Below are 14,797 nucleotides of genomic sequence, written 5' to 3'. Positions count from 1 at the left end.
GATGGATGTGCCGGGACCAGAGCGCAGGCTTGCCGCGGTTCTCGCTGCCGACATGGTCGGCTTCAGCCGGCTGATGGAGGTCGACGAGGCCGGCACTCTTGCGCGCCTCAAGACCCATCGTGTCGAGCTCATCGATCCTGCCATTGCCAAGAATCGCGGCCGTATCATCAAGACGACCGGCGACGGCATGCTCGCGGAATTCCACAGCGTCGTCGATGCCGTGCTATGTGCGGCCGAGGTTCAGCGCCGCATGGCGCGGCGCAATGCCGACGTCCCGCCGCCGCGGTGGATCCAATTCCGCATCGGCATCAATCTCGGCGACGTCATCGTCGATCAGAACGACATATTCGGCGATGGCGTCAACGTCGCGGCGCGGCTGGAGACGCTGGCCGAGCCCGGAGGAATCTGCGTCTCCGGCGCGGTGCGCGATCAGGTCGGCGACCGGCTCGACGGCGTTCAGTTCGACGATCTCGGTGAACAGAGCGTCAAGAACATCGCCCGTCCAATCCGCATCTTCCGCATTCGGCTGGCGGAGGGGCCCGCAAGCCTGCCTGACGGGTCCAATCGTGCTCTGACGCCGCCGGGTGTTTCGAAGAAGCCGTCCATCGCCGTGCTGCCGTTCGCCAATATGAGCGGCGATCCGGAGCAGGAGTTCTTCGCTGACGGTCTCACCGAGGACATCATCACCGAGCTTTCGCGCTTCCACGACCTGCTCGTCATCTCCCGCAACTCGACGTTCGTCTACAAGGGAAAGGCCGTAAAGGTCCAGGACATCGGCCGTGAGTTCGGAGTCGACTATGTCATCGAGGGCAGCGTTCGCAAGGCCGGCGAGCGCGTCCGCGTCACCGTGCAGCTGATCGATGCAGAGACCGACCGCCATATCTGGGCCGAACGTTACGACCGCGAGCTCCGGGATATCTTCGCCATCCAGGACGAGATGACCCGCGCGATCGTGGCGACGTTGCCGGGGCGAGTAGAAGCCGCAACGCACGACCGCACCAAGCGCAAGCCGACCGACAACATGCCCGCTTACGAATGCGTGCTGGCTGCAAAGCTCCTGCATCATCGGTCAACCCGCGACGACAACGCTCAGGCGCAGACGCTGCTCAACCGCGCGCTGGCGATGGATCCGAACTATGCCCACGCTCATGCCTGGAAGGCATGCGTGCTCGGTCAGTGCTGGATCTATGGCTGGTGCGCCGACCGCGAGGCGACCTTCGAGCAGGTTGCTTCGGAGCTGGAAATTGCGTTGGCGCTCGACGACAACGACGCGGACGTGCACCGAATTCTCGCCGCGCTGAATCTGACGCGACACGACTACGAAAAGGCCACCTATCACCAGGAGCGTGCACTCGCCCTCAATCCCAACTACGACCTCGTCGTCGTGCAACAGGGAGAGCTTCTGACCTGGCTGGGCCTGCCGGAGGAAGGCATCGACTGGATCAGGAAAGCGATGCGTCTCAACCCCTATCATCCCGAGCGCTTCTGGAGCCATCTGGGCCGCGCCTATTATTGCGCGGAGAAATACGCCGAGGCCGCCGAGGCGTTTTCAAGGATCACGCGCCCCGACTATACCCATCATGCGTTCCTGGCGGCGACATTCGCGCAGATGAAGAACGCGATCGCGGCCGGCGCTCACGCCGCCGAGGTCTTGAAGCGCGAACCGGGATTCTCGGTGGCAGCTTATCTTGCGACGCTGCACTATAAGCGCGAGCCCGACCGGCAGCGTCACGAGGCCGGCCTCATCGCGGCCGGCTTGCCGGCTTGATCAACCCCGGGCAAGGACGAACAGAGAGAGCTTTGCTGGTACAGAGGACTCAGCGCAGCGCGGCGGTGCGCACGACGAACGACGTCGTCTCGAGCTTTGCGGTCGCGCTGCCCGAGAAAATGTCGCAGGACAGGCCCTGCATCGGGTCGTCGGAGAAGCCCATCGCGATCACGGAGCGCGGCTTGACGAAATAGCCGCGCAGCGCCGCGGTATCGAGCTCGCCCATCAGCGTCACCGACATCGCGTGGCTGGCGCTCGGCGACAGCATCACGATCTTGAGCCAGATGCTCTCGCCCTTGGCCGCAGACAGGCGGGTCGCGGTTGCGACCCTGCCGTCGACGCTCTTGCCGACCACGCTGTTGATCTCCGGCGCCTGAGCCAAGCTGCGGGGGCGGGTGGTGCGCGGGATCGGCGCCGAGGCGGCGACGACATTGCCGCGGTCGACCGGGGACGCCGCCGGCGCGTAAGCCAGGGCTTGCAGGGCCGCGTTGGACACGCTCGCGGTCGGTTGCGGATCGGTGGCCGCGGCCAGCGCCTGGCGCGCCTTCAGCGCGGCGACCTGCGCCGGCGTCGCCTGCTGCGGCGTGGCCGGAACGTCATCCCAGAAGCCGCGCGCATTGATGATGTCGGCCGGGGTCTCCGGCTTTCCGTCAACAGGCTTGCCGGAAGCGGGCTTGTCAGCCACGGGCGCGGGCTTCGGCTTGGGCGGCGCGACGATCTGCGCATCGGCCGACGCGAGCTGGATCGCGGCGGCGATCTGCGGCTTGGCGCGCGGCGTCGGCACCGGCTCGGCGGGCTTGGCGGCGGCTGCGACGACGGTCGGTGCCGCCGGCTTCGCGGCCGGGGCGGGCGCGCCCTCGTCATCCTCGTCGCTGGCGGCCGGAGCTGCCGGCTTGCTCCTGAACAAGGCTGCGAAGAAATTCGGCTTGCTGCCGGCATCATCGCCGCTGCCGCGCCGCTCGATCTCGGCCTTGGCGAGCTCATAGTTCTTCAGCGGCACGCCATCGGTCGGCAGATGCACCGTCTTGCCGTCCGGGAACACGCGGGCGAGCTGGTCATGCGTCATGCGCGGCCAGTGCCGAACGCTGCCGGTGTCGAGGTGCACGAAAGGCGAGCCGGAGGTGGGATAGAAGCCGACGCCGCCGCGCTGCAGACGCAGGCCGGCGAAGCGGATCTGCTCCAGCGGCACGCCGGGGATGTAGAAGTCTATCGCATGTCCCAGCATGTGCTGGCTGGCGCGCGCCACGCCGGAGGAGCGGCGGCGGAGCATGGCGTTGGTGGCGGGGGAGCGATAGGAGGAGATGATCTGGATCGGCTGCTTGCCGTCGACGTCCCGATAGACTTCCCAGAGGATGTCGAACAGGCGACGGTCCATGACCGTCTGCTCCTGGCTGCGCCAGTCGCGCAGGAAATGGTTGAGCTGCTTCAGCGCCGCCTCGTCGTAGCGCCCGTCGCGCTTGAAGGTGACGGTGAGGTCTTCGCCGGAATGGGTGTGGTGGAACGAGAGCGTCTTGGTCTCGTTCAGAGCGGCGGCGTCATGAACCGAACCGGCGGCCGCAAGCAGCAATGCAGCCGCAAGGCCGATCCGGGATCCGGCCTTCACGCCCGCATGGGACAACGACAGCACAACGAATTGGCGTGCGAGACCAGTCAGCACGTATGAGCCCACCCAGTCGACGAGCGTTCAAATGGACTCTCCCGCCAACCCCGTTAGCAGCGCGAAAGAGGATGAACGCTTTCTTAAAGCGAGAAGGTTAATTTGAGGTTGACCTTCTCGCCCCCAAACCAAGTCAGATTACGATCCTAAGCGGTTGACTGTGGCAAAAAAACGCCCGCCGCCCCATCGCAGGTCGCAGCATGGTTAACGTCAACGACCCCATCCTGGGGACGGGGTCGCTGATTTCCTTGCAGAATTTCAGGAAAACGAGTGCGGGACGGGCGTCAGCGGGTAAACACCCGCTGCTGTTGCGGACGGCGGCCGACCGGTGCCGGCGGCACGGCCTGGGTGGGCGCCCCGAACAGCCGCTCGAAGAAGTTCGGCCCGGACGAGCCGAAGCCGCTGCCGTTGTTGGCCACGGCCACTCCGGAGGGCAGCGTCGTTGCCGGACGCGAATAGCTCGGCTGGGAATGCGCCACGACGGCCTCGAGGTCCTTGCCGCGGTTGTTCTTCAGGACGTTGATCATGGCCGCGTCGCGGCCATAGACGTCCTTGCGGAACTGCAGCTTGCCGGCCTCATCCACGAACGCGGTCTGATAGGTGATGTTGACCGGGATTGGGGTCGGGAATTTCAGGTCGATCTCGCTTTTGCCGTACATGCTGCGGATGCGCTCCGGCGTGTACTTCTCGTTCGGCATGACGATGTTGAGCAGAACGGAGGCGTACTGATCCGGATTCTGCACGCGCATGCAGCCATGGCTGAAGGCGCGCTCTTCCTTGGCGAACAAATGCTTGTCCGGCGTGTCGTGTTGATAGACGAGGAACTTGTTCGGGAAGTTGAAGCGGATGCGGCCGAGCGCGTTGGCTTCGCCCGGCGGCTGCGAAATGTGCACCGAGCCGTCGCGGTTTTGCTCAAGCCTCAGGCCCATGCGTTGAAGCACGGTCGGGTCCTGCTGCAATGCCGGCAGGTACTCGTTGTAAACGATGGATGGCGGCACATTCCAGGTCGGGTTCACCGTGATGTACTTCATCGTCTCGGTGAGGAGCGGGGTGGCTTGCTTGCCCGGCTTGCCGGTGACGACGCGTGTGGTCCAGACCTGCTGGCCGCGTTGCATCACTTTCAAAGTGAAATCGGGAATGTTGAGGATGACATAGGCGTCACCCAGCGCCGGCGCGCCGAGATCGCGCGGCAGCCAGCGCCAGCGCTCCATGTTCACCAGCACCACGTCGATCTGCTTGTCGCGCTTGGGGGTGTTGAGCGCCTTGACCGTCTTGTCGTCTAGGATGCCGGTCGGCTTCAGCTCGGCGCCGGTCTGGAACTTGCGCACGGCTTCGGCGACCGCAGCGTCGTAGCGGGTGTCGCTGGCATTCTCGGCGAGGCCGAGCTTGGCGCGCAGTTGCGGCACGCGCGGATCTTCCACGACGATCTCAGCCTGCTTCTTGCCGGCAGGGGTGTATTTCAGCGCAGGGCCGTCGGCGATCTCGATCACCGGACCGCTGCCCTGGCCGCGCAGCTCGGCGAGCTTGGCCTTCAGCTCCTTGTAGAGCTTGTGCGGCGGGTTGTAACTCTCGAGCGCCGCGGAGGCGTCCGCCGCCGTCGTGACCTTGGCGAGCACTTCGCCGGGATCGACCGGATGCTCGGGATAGAGAATGTCGCCGCCGGCCTGCGACCAATGCATGCGGCCGCTCTGGGCGTGGCGGGCATAGTCGAACATGCTGGCGGTGAGCTTGAGCTCGGCATCCGCCAGCGCATCGGGGGTCGTGGCGGCGAAATCCGGCACCGGATAGTCGGCGGGATTGAGACCGTCGGACGCCGCGTCCTTGAGCCGTGCGATCACGCCCTTGGCCGCAGCAGTCAGGTTGCCGCCTTGCGTCCAGACCGGCGCGAAGTCGCGCGCGCCATAGAACTTCTCAATCGCTGCACGCTCGTTCTTGCGGTCGAAATGGCGCGAGGTCTTAGCGCCGATGATGTCCTTGAGCTTGTCGGCGACCGGTTGGTCGGCGGTGGGCACGTTGCTTGCGGCCTTCACCGGTTCGGCGGCCGGTGCTGCGGGAGCCGCCGGCGTGGCCGTTGCGGTGTCGGCCTTGGCCGGCTCGGTTTTCGCAGTCTCGCTCTTCGGCGCTTCCGGCGCGGGTGTGGTGGCAACGTCGGAGGGCTTGGTCTCCACCTTGTCCGCCGTGGGCGCGACGTTCACCTTGGCGGAATCCCTTGCGACGTCCTTCGTGGAATCCTGCACCGTGGCGGTGGTGTCGAGCTTGATGTCGGCTGCAGTCGGGGGCGGGACGTTTGCCGGTTCGGGGCGCGGGATCGCGGCTTCGATCGCGAGTTCCGCGGCGCTGCTGCGCGGCAGATCCTGCGCCAGGGCCGAGCTGGCCGACACCGTGAGGAAGGTCGCCGCGACCGTCATCAAGACACGGTCAAAGCCCACACGGTGGTTCAAACAGTCACGCATTGTGTCGCACCCCTCGGGTGAACTGTTCCTTCATGGAACAGCTCGTTATCGCTTATTGATGTTTCGGCTAAACCGCGCCGGCCTCTCGAAAGTTGCACGCCTGCACGCAACGATTCTGACGCAGACGATATACAGGCCCCGATTTTGCGGCCAGCGCTGCCCGGGGCAACTCACGACAAACTGACTTCAAGGGAGCCTCTTGGCAACGGATTGTACGCTTCTGCCACGCGCTTTTCCCTCTGTCTGTCACTTCCAAGTCACGGTTCAAATCGCAGACGAATTCCGTCGTCACGCGAACGGCTTAGAGCGATCTCGCACCGCCGTGCGAAGCTTCGTTCGCACTGGGCTCAATGCGTCTCCTCGCCGCTTTTGCCGCCATGCCCGGGAACCCCGGCCTCGTCGAGTTTGCGGTAGAGCGTCGAGCGGCCGATTTTGAGTCGGCGAGCCACTTCGGACATCTGGCCGCGATAATGCGAGATGGCGAAACGGATGATCTCGCTCTCCATGTCCTCCAGCGGGCGGACATCGCCGGTCGCAGTGAGCATAGACAGCGTTCCCACCGCGGGGAGCGGGGCGATTGGTATTTCATTACCCGACACTACGGAGGGCGTCGCCGCCGGCTCGAGCAGCAACGGAGCGGTCGGAATATCCGTGACGGGATGCGCCTGCGAGGCGAGCAGGGGGAAGTCGCCGAGACCAAGCTGGTCCCCGTCGCTCATCACCACGGCGCGATAGACCGCGTTCTCGAGCTGGCGGATGTTGCCGGGCCAGTCGAGCTGGGCAAGATGGGCCACCGCCTCGCCGCTGATCCCGGTGATCGGGCGGCTCTCCTCGGCGGCAAAGCGCGCGATGAAATGCCTGAGCAGGTGCGGGATATCCTCACGCCGCGCGCGCAGCGAGGGGATCGTCAGCGGCAGCACGTGCAGCCGGTAGAACAGGTCTTCCCGGAATTGTCCCTGCTTCACCCGCTCCAGCAGCTTGCGATTGGTGGCCGAGATGATGCGGACGTCGACCTTGAGCGGCTTGCGGCCGCCGACCGATTCCACGGCGCCCTCCTGGAGCGCACGCAGCAGCTTTACCTGCGCCGTCAGCGGCAGCTCGCTGACCTCGTCCAGAAACAGCGTGCCGCCATGAGCCTCGACGAACTTGCCCGTGTGCCGCTCGGTGGCCCCGGTGAAGGCGCCCTTCTCATGGCCGAACAGGATGGACTCGACGAGGTTGTCGGGAATTGCGCCGCAATTGACCGCAACGAACGGCTTGGCCTTGCGCTCGCCGCTGCCATGGATGGCGCGCGCGAACATCTCCTTGCCGACGCCGGACTCGCCCTCGATCAGCACGGGGATCGCGGAGTTTGCCGCCTTCTGGGCGGCGCGCATCACGCCCGTCATCGCTTCGGAGCGGGTGATGATGTCGGAGAAGGTGAGCCGTCCTTCGCGGCTGTGACGGATGCGCTGCAATTCCCCCTTGAGCGCGGACGTGTTGAGCGCGTTGCGAAGCGAGACCTGGAGCCGCTCGACGCCGACCGGCTTGACGACGAAATCGGCCGCGCCCGCGCGCATCGCGGAGATCACGTTGTCGATACCGCCATGAGCGGTCTGCACGATGACGGGGACGCTCAGGCCGGCTTCGCGGATCTTCGCCAATACGCCCATGCCGTCGAGGCCGGGCATGACGAGGTCGAGGATGACGGCGTCGATGGCCGGTCCGTCGGGGGCAGTGAGGGCGGCAATTGCGGCGTCACCGGAGTCCACGACGACCGTCTCATAGCCGCATTTCTGCACCATGTTCTCGACCAGCCGGCGGGCTACAGCGTCGTCGTCGGCGATCAAAATACTGGCAGCCATGGTGTTCCCCGCACGCTACTACTATCTGTCTCGAATCGGGGCACTCTGGCCGAAGCCGATTAACGCACGCTTAAACCTTGATGCCCCCGCCTGCCGCCGCGATTGTTGAACACAGGTTTCCCACACAATGAATTCGCGCTCCAAGTCCGCCTTGAACAAATCTGCCTTGAACAAGTCCGCTCTCAAGAAGTCCGCTCCCGGCAAGCCCGCTCTCCGCAAGCCAAGCACCAAAAAATCCGCCCCCAAGGCAAGGCCCTCCAAAGCTGCACCCTCCAAAGCTGCGAGCAAGACCGGCAAGCTTCCGGAGTGGAACCTGGCCGACCTCTATTCCGGGATCGAGGCGCCGGAGGTGGCGCGCGACCTCGAGAGAATGGATGCCGACTGCGTCGCCTTCGAGACGGACTACAGGGGCAAGCTGGCGACAGGGACAGCAAACGAAGATGGCGGAAAGTGGCTCGCCGAGGCGGTGCGACGCTATGAGGCGATCGACGATCTCGCCGGCCGTCTCGGCTCCTATGCCGGGCTCGTCCATGCCGGCGACAGTGTGGACCCTGCGATTTCAAAGTTTTACGGCGACGTGTCCGAGCGGCTGACGGCGGCGTCCACGCATCTGTTGTTCTTCGCGCTCGAGCTCAATCGGATCGATGACGATATTTTGAATCGCGCGATGCAGGCCGCCGAGCTCGCGCACTACGGTCCCTGGATCGAGGATCTGCGCAAGGAGAAGCCGTACCAGCTCGACGACAAGCTGGAGCAGCTTTTCCTGGAGAAGGCGCAGACCGGCTATTCAGCCTTCAACCGGCTGTTCGATCAGACCATCTCCAGCCTCCGCTTCAAGGTCGGCGCCAAGGAGCTCGCGATCGAGCCGACGCTGAATCTGCTGCAGGATCGCGACGGCGCCAAGCGCAAGAGCGCGGCGGAGGCACTGGCGAAGACCTTCAAGGCCAATGAGCGCACCTTTGCGCTGATCACCAACACGCTCGCCAAGGACAAGGACATCTCCGACCGCTGGCGCGGCTTCAAGGACGTGGCCGATTCCCGCCATCTGAACAATCGTGTCGAGCGCGAGGTCGTCGATGCGCTGGTCGCCTCGGTGCGCGCAGCCTATCCGAAACTGTCGCATCGCTATTATGCGCTGAAAGCGAAATGGTTCGGCAAGAAGCGGCTGGCCTATTGGGACCGCAACGCGCCGCTGCCTTTCGCGGCGACCGATGTCATCGCCTGGCCGGAGGCGCGCAGCATGGTGCTGACGGCCTATCGCGGCTTCTCGCCCAAAATGGCCGATATCGCCGAGCGCTTCTTCACCGACCGCTGGATCGACGCGCCGGTCCGGCCGGGCAAGGTGCCCGGGGCGTTCTCGCATCCGACCACGCCGTCAGCGCACCCTTACGTTCTCATGAACTACCAGGGCAAGCCGCGCGACGTGATGACGCTCGCGCATGAGCTCGGCCATGGCGTCCATCAGGTGCTCGCGGCAAAGAACGGCGCGCTGATGGCGCCGACGCCGCTGACCCTGGCGGAGACCGCGAGCGTGTTCGGCGAAATGCTCACCTTCAAGCGGCTGCTGGCCCAGACCAAGAGCGCGAAGCAGCGCCAGGCGCTGCTCGCCGGCAAGGTCGAGGACATGATCAACACCGTGGTGCGGCAGATCGCGTTCTACTCCTTCGAGCGCGCGGTCCACACCGAGCGCAAGAACGGCGAGCTCACCGCGACGCGGCTCGGCGAGATCTGGCTGTCGGTGCAGGGCGAGAGCCTGGGGCCGGCGATCGAGATCAAGGCGGGCTACGAGAACTACTGGATGTACATCCCGCACTTCATCCACTCGCCGTTTTACGTCTACGCCTACGCGTTCGGCGACTGTCTCGTGAACTCGCTCTACGCCGTCTACGAAAACGCGGCCGAGGGTTTCGCCGAGCGCTATCTCGACATGCTCGCCGCCGGCGGCACCAAGCACTATTCCGAGCTGCTGCGGCCATTCGGGTTAGATGCGAAGGACCCGAAATTCTGGGACGGCGGGCTCAGCGTCATCGCCGGAATGATCGACGAGCTGGAGGCGATGGGCTGACGCATTCGCCCTCCGTAAAACAGCCGTTGAACCGACTCGTTGGTTGTGTTATACAAGTGTATAACGCGCCGGAGGTCAGCCATGAAAATTGAGATCAAGAAGATCGGCAATTCGGATGGTTTGCTGTTGCCACGCGAGCTGATGCAGCGCCTCGATCTCAAGCGCGGCCAGCAATTGCATGTGGTGGAATTGCCTGGTGGTGGTTTTCAGCTGCTGCCCTACGACCCCGATTTCGAGCGGACGATGGAGATCGCCGACGAGATCATGGATAAGTATCGCGACACGCTCGCTGCGCTCGCAAAATAGCTGGCGATGCGCATGAGCGATCCTCAGGAGCCGCTCTGGGTCACTTACGAGCAGGCTGTCGCAATTCATGGTCGACAGCTCCGGCGCTTCGGCGGTGCGCCGGGCTTGCGCGACGAAGGCATGCTGCGCTCGGCGCTGGAGCGCCCGATCAATAAATGGCGCTACGAACAGGCGCCGTTGGACGAACTCGCTGCAGCCTATGCGTTCGGCCTCGCGAAAAATCATGCATTCGTCGACGGAAACAAGCGCATTGCCTTCATGGCCATGATGGCTTTTCTTCACAAGAACGGCGTAGCTTTCAGCCCCGATCCCGCGGAAGCGACAACGATCATCCTCTCCCTCGCCGCCGGCGAAGTCAGTGAGGAGAGTCTGACGCGATGGATCCGGGACAATTGGAATTCCAAATGACCCGATTTGCGGGAAAACCCCGCCTCGGTGCCGTTGCCCTGTCTAAATCTTTCAGGTATCCCAGCCCGAGAATTCGACGTTCGACTGGGGACATTCCATGGCTGACCATAGCGAAGTGGCGTACACCACCGCCGACGGCAACGACTACGTTGCCCACGAGCAGACCTATGAGGGCTTCATCAAGCTGGTGAAGTACGGCACGGTCTCGGTCGCGCTCATCGTGATCCTGATGGCGGTCTTTCTGACCTGATCCATCGTCGGCTGCATCCGCCAACGCCGGCGGCTGCTCATTAAATTTGCATACAAGCCGGTTTCAAAACCGGTATCCAAACGTTGCGGGAGTAACGCTAAGTTCGCGTGCGCGTTTTTGTCCGCGTCGCCGGAGGGCCTATGAAGATCGCCGTTGCCAAAGAAATAGATCCGTCGGAGCCGCGGGTCGCCGCTTCGCCTGATACGGTGAAGAAGTTCAAGGCGTTGGGCGCCGAGATCGCCGTCGAGCCGGGTGCCGGCATCAAATCGGGCCTGCCGGATTCCGAATTCACCGCGGTCGGCGCCACCGTCAGCGCTGACGCGCTCAAGGACGCCGACATCATCATCAAGGTGAAGCGCCCTGAGGCATCCGAGCTGGCGCAGTACAAGCGCGGCGCCCTCGTCATCGCCATCATGGACCCCTACGGCAACGATGCCGCGCTGAAGACGATGGCCGATGCCGGCATCGCCGCCTTCGCGATGGAATTGATGCCGCGCATCACCCGAGCGCAGGTGATGGACGTGCTGTCCTCGCAGGCCAACCTCGCCGGCTACCGCGCCGTGATCGAGGGCGCCGAAGCCTTCGGCCGCGCCTTTCCGATGATGATGACCGCAGCCGGCACCGTGCCTGCCGCAAAGGTGTTCGTGATGGGCGTCGGCGTCGCCGGCCTCCAGGCGATCGCGACCGCGCGCCGTCTCGGCGCCGTCGTGACCGCGACCGACGTGCGGCCCGCCACCAAGGAGCAGGTGGAATCCCTCGGCGCGAAATTCCTCGCCGTCGAGGACGAGGAGTTCAAGAACGCGCAGACCGCCGGCGGCTACGCCAAGGAAATGTCGAAAGAATACCAGGCCAAGCAGGCCGCGCTCACCGCCGAGCACATCAAGAAGCAGGACATCGTCATCACCACCGCGCTGATTCCGGGCCGCCCGGCGCCGAAGCTCGTCAGTGCCGACATGGTCAAGTCGATGAAGCCCGGTTCGGTGCTGGTCGATCTCGCCGTCGAACGCGGCGGCAATGTCGAGGGCGCCAAGGCCGGCGAAGTCGTCGACCTCGATGGCATCAAGATCGTCGGCTACACCAACGTTGCGGGTCGCGTTGCGGCCTCGGCCTCCAGCCTCTACGCGCGCAACCTGTTCTCCTTCATCGAGACCATGGTCGACAAGAAAGAGAAGAAGCTCGCCGTCAACTGGGACGACGAACTCGTCAAGGCTACCGCGCTGACGAAGGACGGCGCCGTGATCCACCCGAACTTCCAGCCGAAAGCTTAAGGAGAGATTGCCATGGAGCACGCTGCACAGGTCGTCGACCCCTTCATCTTCCGGCTGTCGATCTTCGTCCTCGCCGTCTTCGTCGGCTATTTCGTGGTGTGGTCGGTGACGCCCGCGCTGCACACGCCGCTGATGAGCGTGACCAACGCGATCTCCTCGGTGATCGTGGTCGGCGCGCTGCTCGCGGTCGGCGTCGGCATGGTTTCGAGCGGCTCGGGCTGGGCGCGCGGCTTCGGCTTCGTCGCGCTCGTCTTCGCCTGCGTGAACATTTTCGGCGGCTTCCTTGTCACCCAGCGCATGCTGGCGATGTACAAGAAGAAGTCGAAGTAAGCGGCCACCTCGGGCTGAAGGGATCAATGGGGACCTGAGATGAGCGCCAATCTCTCTGCATTCTTGTATCTCGTGGCGGGGGTGCTGTTCATCCTGTCGCTGCGCGGGCTGTCGAGCCCGGCAACCTCGCGCCAGGGCAATCTGTTCGGCATGATCGGCATGGCGATCGCGGTCGCCACCACGCTGGCGAGCCATCCGCCGGCGGATGGCGTGGCCTGGGTCCTCGTGATCCTCGCGGTCGCGATCGGCGGCGGCATCGGCGCGGTGATCGCCCGCCGCGTGCCGATGACCTCGATGCCGGAACTGGTCGCCGCCTTCCACTCGCTGGTCGGCATGGCCGCGGTGCTGGTCGCTGCCGGCGCGTTCTACGCGCCTGAGGCCTTCGACATCGGCAAGCCTGGCGCCATTCATGCATCAAGTCTGGTCGAAATGTCGCTCGGTGTCGCCATCGGCGCGCTGACCTTCACCGGCTCGGTGATCGCCTTCCTGAAGCTGTCCGCGCGCATGAGCGGCGCGCCGATCATCCTGCCGTTCCGCCACATCATCAACATCGCGCTGGCCGTGGCGCTGGTGTTCTTCATCGTCCGTCTCGTCCTCACCGGCGGCGCGTTCGACTTCTGGATGATCACCATCATCGCGCTGGCGCTCGGCGTGCTCATGATCATCCCGATCGGCGGCGCCGACATGCCGGTCGTGATCTCGATGCTGAACTCCTATTCCGGCTGGGCCGCCGCGGGCATCGGCTTCACGCTCGGCAATTCCGCGCTGATCATCACCGGCGCGCTGGTCGGTTCCTCGGGCGCGATCCTGTCCTACATCATGTGCCACGCGATGAACCGGTCCTTCATCTCGGTCATCCTCGGCGGCTTCGGCGGTGAGACCGCGGCGGCCGGCGGCGCCACGGGCGAGCAGAAGCCCGCCAAGCTCGGCTCGGCGGACGATGCGGCCTTCATCATGAAGAACGCCTCCAAGGTCATCATCGTGCCCGGCTACGGCATGGCGGTGGCGCAGGCCCAGCACGCGCTGCGCGAGATGGCGGACATGCTCAAGAAGGAAGGCGTCGAGGTGAAATACGCCATTCACCCGGTCGCCGGCCGCATGCCCGGCCACATGAACGTGCTGCTGGCCGAAGCCAACGTGCCCTATGACGAGGTGTTCGAGCTCGAGGACATCAACTCCGAATTCGCGCAGGCCGACATTGCCTTCGTGATCGGCGCCAACGACGTCACCAACCCGGCGGCCGAAGAGGACAAGACTTCGCCGATCTACGGCATGCCGGTGCTCCAGGTCTGGAAGGCCGGCACGGTGATGTTCATCAAGCGCTCGCTGGCGTCGGGCTATGCCGGTATCGACAATCCGCTGTTCTACCGCGACAACACCATGATGCTGCTCGGCGACGCCAAGAAGGTCACCGAGAACATCGTCAAGGCGATGTGACGGGGGAGGGACCGTGGCCATCAATTAGGAATGGCACCAGTCCGATCGCATGCCGCCCAAGGCGTGCGCGAGCAGCGTGTCGCCTGGCACGCTGCCCACAAGGCGGCGTGCAGCTGCCGCGACGTTCCGGCGAGCCTGCGACCGACGTCATGAAATTGCTGCGGAGCCGTCGCAAGCCCTAGTCTCAAGCGAGGGAGCGGCCGCGCAATGATGAGCATTGTCAAGTGGATCGCCATCGTGCTCCTGACCGTCTATTGCGCCGGTCTCCTCGTGCTGTACGTCCGCCAGCGCGAGATGCTGTTTCCGATCCCGCCCGCCGGCCGCACCGCACCCGATGCTGCGGGCCTTCCCGAGGCGCAAGAGCATGTCCTGACCACGTCTGATGGCGAGCAGGTCATCGTCTGGCACGTGCCGGCCAAGCCCGGTCGTTCCGTGATCCTCTACTTCCACGGCAATGGCGATTTTCTCGCCGGCCGCGTCGGCCGTTTCAAGGCGATGACTGCCGACGGCACCGGCCTCGTTGCGCTGTCCTATCGCGGCTATGGCGGCTCGAGCGGGATGCCGAGCGAGCAGGGCCTGCTGCGCGACGCTGCAGCCGCCTACGCGTTCACCACCGCGCGCTATGCGGCGGAACGAATCGTCGCCTGGGGCTTTTCGCTCGGGACGGGCGTCGCGGTCGCGCTCGCCTCGGAGCATCGCGTTGGAAAACTCATCCTGGAGGCGCCCTATACGTCGACAGCCGACATTGCGGCGTCATCGTTCCGGTTCGTTCCGGTCCGCCTTCTGATGCGCGACCCTTTCCATTCGGACCAGCGCATGTCGCGCGTCACGGTGCCGCTGCTCATCATGCATGGCACCAATGACCTTGTCATTTCGATCGTCTTCGGAGAGCGTCTGTTCGCGCTCGCCCGCGAGCCCAAGCGGTTCGTTCGCATCGAGGGCGGCGGGCACGACGATCTCGATCAATATGGCGCGATCGAAACGGCGAGAGGCTTCATTGGCGGCTGACGG

General features: G+C 64.6%; 12 protein-coding genes. 9 read left to right on the top strand and 3 right to left on the bottom strand.

Annotation, left to right across the window (positions count from 1 at the left end):
* Position 1: 1 nt before the first annotated feature.
* Positions 2 to 1,768 (top strand): adenylate/guanylate cyclase domain-containing protein, encoded by a 1,767-nt coding sequence (locus I6F31_RS06705; protein ID WP_035998656.1) that lies wholly within the window; start codon positions 2 to 4, stop codon positions 1,766 to 1,768.
* A 49-nt stretch (positions 1,769 to 1,817) separates the two neighbouring features.
* Here I6F31_RS06705 and I6F31_RS06700 read toward each other — a convergent pair whose 3' ends face one another.
* From I6F31_RS06700 to I6F31_RS06690, 3 genes are all read right to left on the bottom strand, one after another.
* Complete coding sequence (locus I6F31_RS06700; protein ID WP_225185175.1) at positions 1,818 to 3,425, bottom strand: DUF882 domain-containing protein; 1,608 nt, start codon at positions 3,423 to 3,425, stop codon at positions 1,818 to 1,820.
* A gap of 284 nt (positions 3,426 to 3,709) precedes the next feature.
* The gene (locus I6F31_RS06695) at positions 3,710 to 5,878 is read right to left on the bottom strand and encodes a L,D-transpeptidase family protein (protein ID WP_225139254.1); all 2,169 of its coding nucleotides are present in this window, start codon (positions 5,876 to 5,878) and stop codon (positions 3,710 to 3,712) included.
* Between the two features lie 347 nt (positions 5,879 to 6,225).
* On the bottom strand, positions 6,226 to 7,722 hold the full coding sequence (locus I6F31_RS06690) for a sigma-54 dependent transcriptional regulator (protein ID WP_225185174.1): 1,497 nt from the start codon (positions 7,720 to 7,722) through the stop codon (positions 6,226 to 6,228).
* Positions 7,723 to 7,849: 127 nt separating this feature from the next.
* On the opposite strand from I6F31_RS06690, the gene I6F31_RS06680 reads away from it, so the two are divergent.
* The 8 genes from I6F31_RS06680 to I6F31_RS06645 all read left to right on the top strand — a co-directional run bounded on the left by I6F31_RS06680 (position 7,850) and on the right by I6F31_RS06645 (position 14,794).
* A complete protein-coding gene (locus I6F31_RS06680; RefSeq protein WP_225139252.1) occupies positions 7,850 to 9,787 on the top strand; it encodes a M3 family oligoendopeptidase in 1,938 nt (645 codons plus the stop codon).
* A gap of 81 nt (positions 9,788 to 9,868) precedes the next feature.
* Complete coding sequence (locus tag I6F31_RS06675) at positions 9,869 to 10,093, top strand: AbrB family transcriptional regulator (protein ID WP_035998672.1); 225 nt, start codon at positions 9,869 to 9,871, stop codon at positions 10,091 to 10,093.
* A 12-nt stretch (positions 10,094 to 10,105) separates the two neighbouring features.
* The gene (locus I6F31_RS06670; protein ID WP_225185173.1) at positions 10,106 to 10,501 is read left to right on the top strand and encodes a type II toxin-antitoxin system death-on-curing family toxin; all 396 of its coding nucleotides are present in this window, start codon (positions 10,106 to 10,108) and stop codon (positions 10,499 to 10,501) included.
* A 97-nt stretch (positions 10,502 to 10,598) separates the two neighbouring features.
* Positions 10,599 to 10,751, top strand: a complete 153-nt coding sequence (locus tag I6F31_RS06665; RefSeq protein WP_035998674.1) for an aa3-type cytochrome c oxidase subunit IV — start codon at positions 10,599 to 10,601, stop codon at positions 10,749 to 10,751.
* A gap of 140 nt (positions 10,752 to 10,891) precedes the next feature.
* A complete protein-coding gene (locus I6F31_RS06660) occupies positions 10,892 to 12,019 on the top strand; it encodes a Re/Si-specific NAD(P)(+) transhydrogenase subunit alpha (protein WP_036021943.1) in 1,128 nt (375 codons plus the stop codon).
* Positions 12,020 to 12,031: 12 nt separating this feature from the next.
* Entirely contained in the window at positions 12,032 to 12,349 is a 318-nt protein-coding gene (locus tag I6F31_RS06655) for a proton-translocating transhydrogenase family protein (protein ID WP_035998681.1), read from the top strand.
* A 39-nt stretch (positions 12,350 to 12,388) separates the two neighbouring features.
* The gene (locus I6F31_RS06650; RefSeq protein ID WP_035998685.1) at positions 12,389 to 13,786 is read left to right on the top strand and encodes an NAD(P)(+) transhydrogenase (Re/Si-specific) subunit beta; all 1,398 of its coding nucleotides are present in this window, start codon (positions 12,389 to 12,391) and stop codon (positions 13,784 to 13,786) included.
* Positions 13,787 to 13,996: 210 nt separating this feature from the next.
* A complete protein-coding gene (locus tag I6F31_RS06645) occupies positions 13,997 to 14,794 on the top strand; it encodes an alpha/beta fold hydrolase (RefSeq protein WP_225112987.1) in 798 nt (265 codons plus the stop codon).
* Positions 14,795 to 14,797 lie beyond the last annotated feature (3 nt).

The sequence above is a fragment of the Bradyrhizobium sp. NBAIM01 genome (genome assembly GCF_020194115.1).
In the GTDB taxonomy this organism is placed as follows: Bacteria; Pseudomonadota; Alphaproteobacteria; order Rhizobiales; family Xanthobacteraceae; genus Bradyrhizobium; species Bradyrhizobium yuanmingense.
Note: the sequence above shows the minus strand (reverse complement) of the source record. Positions and strands in the feature narration are given on the sequence as shown.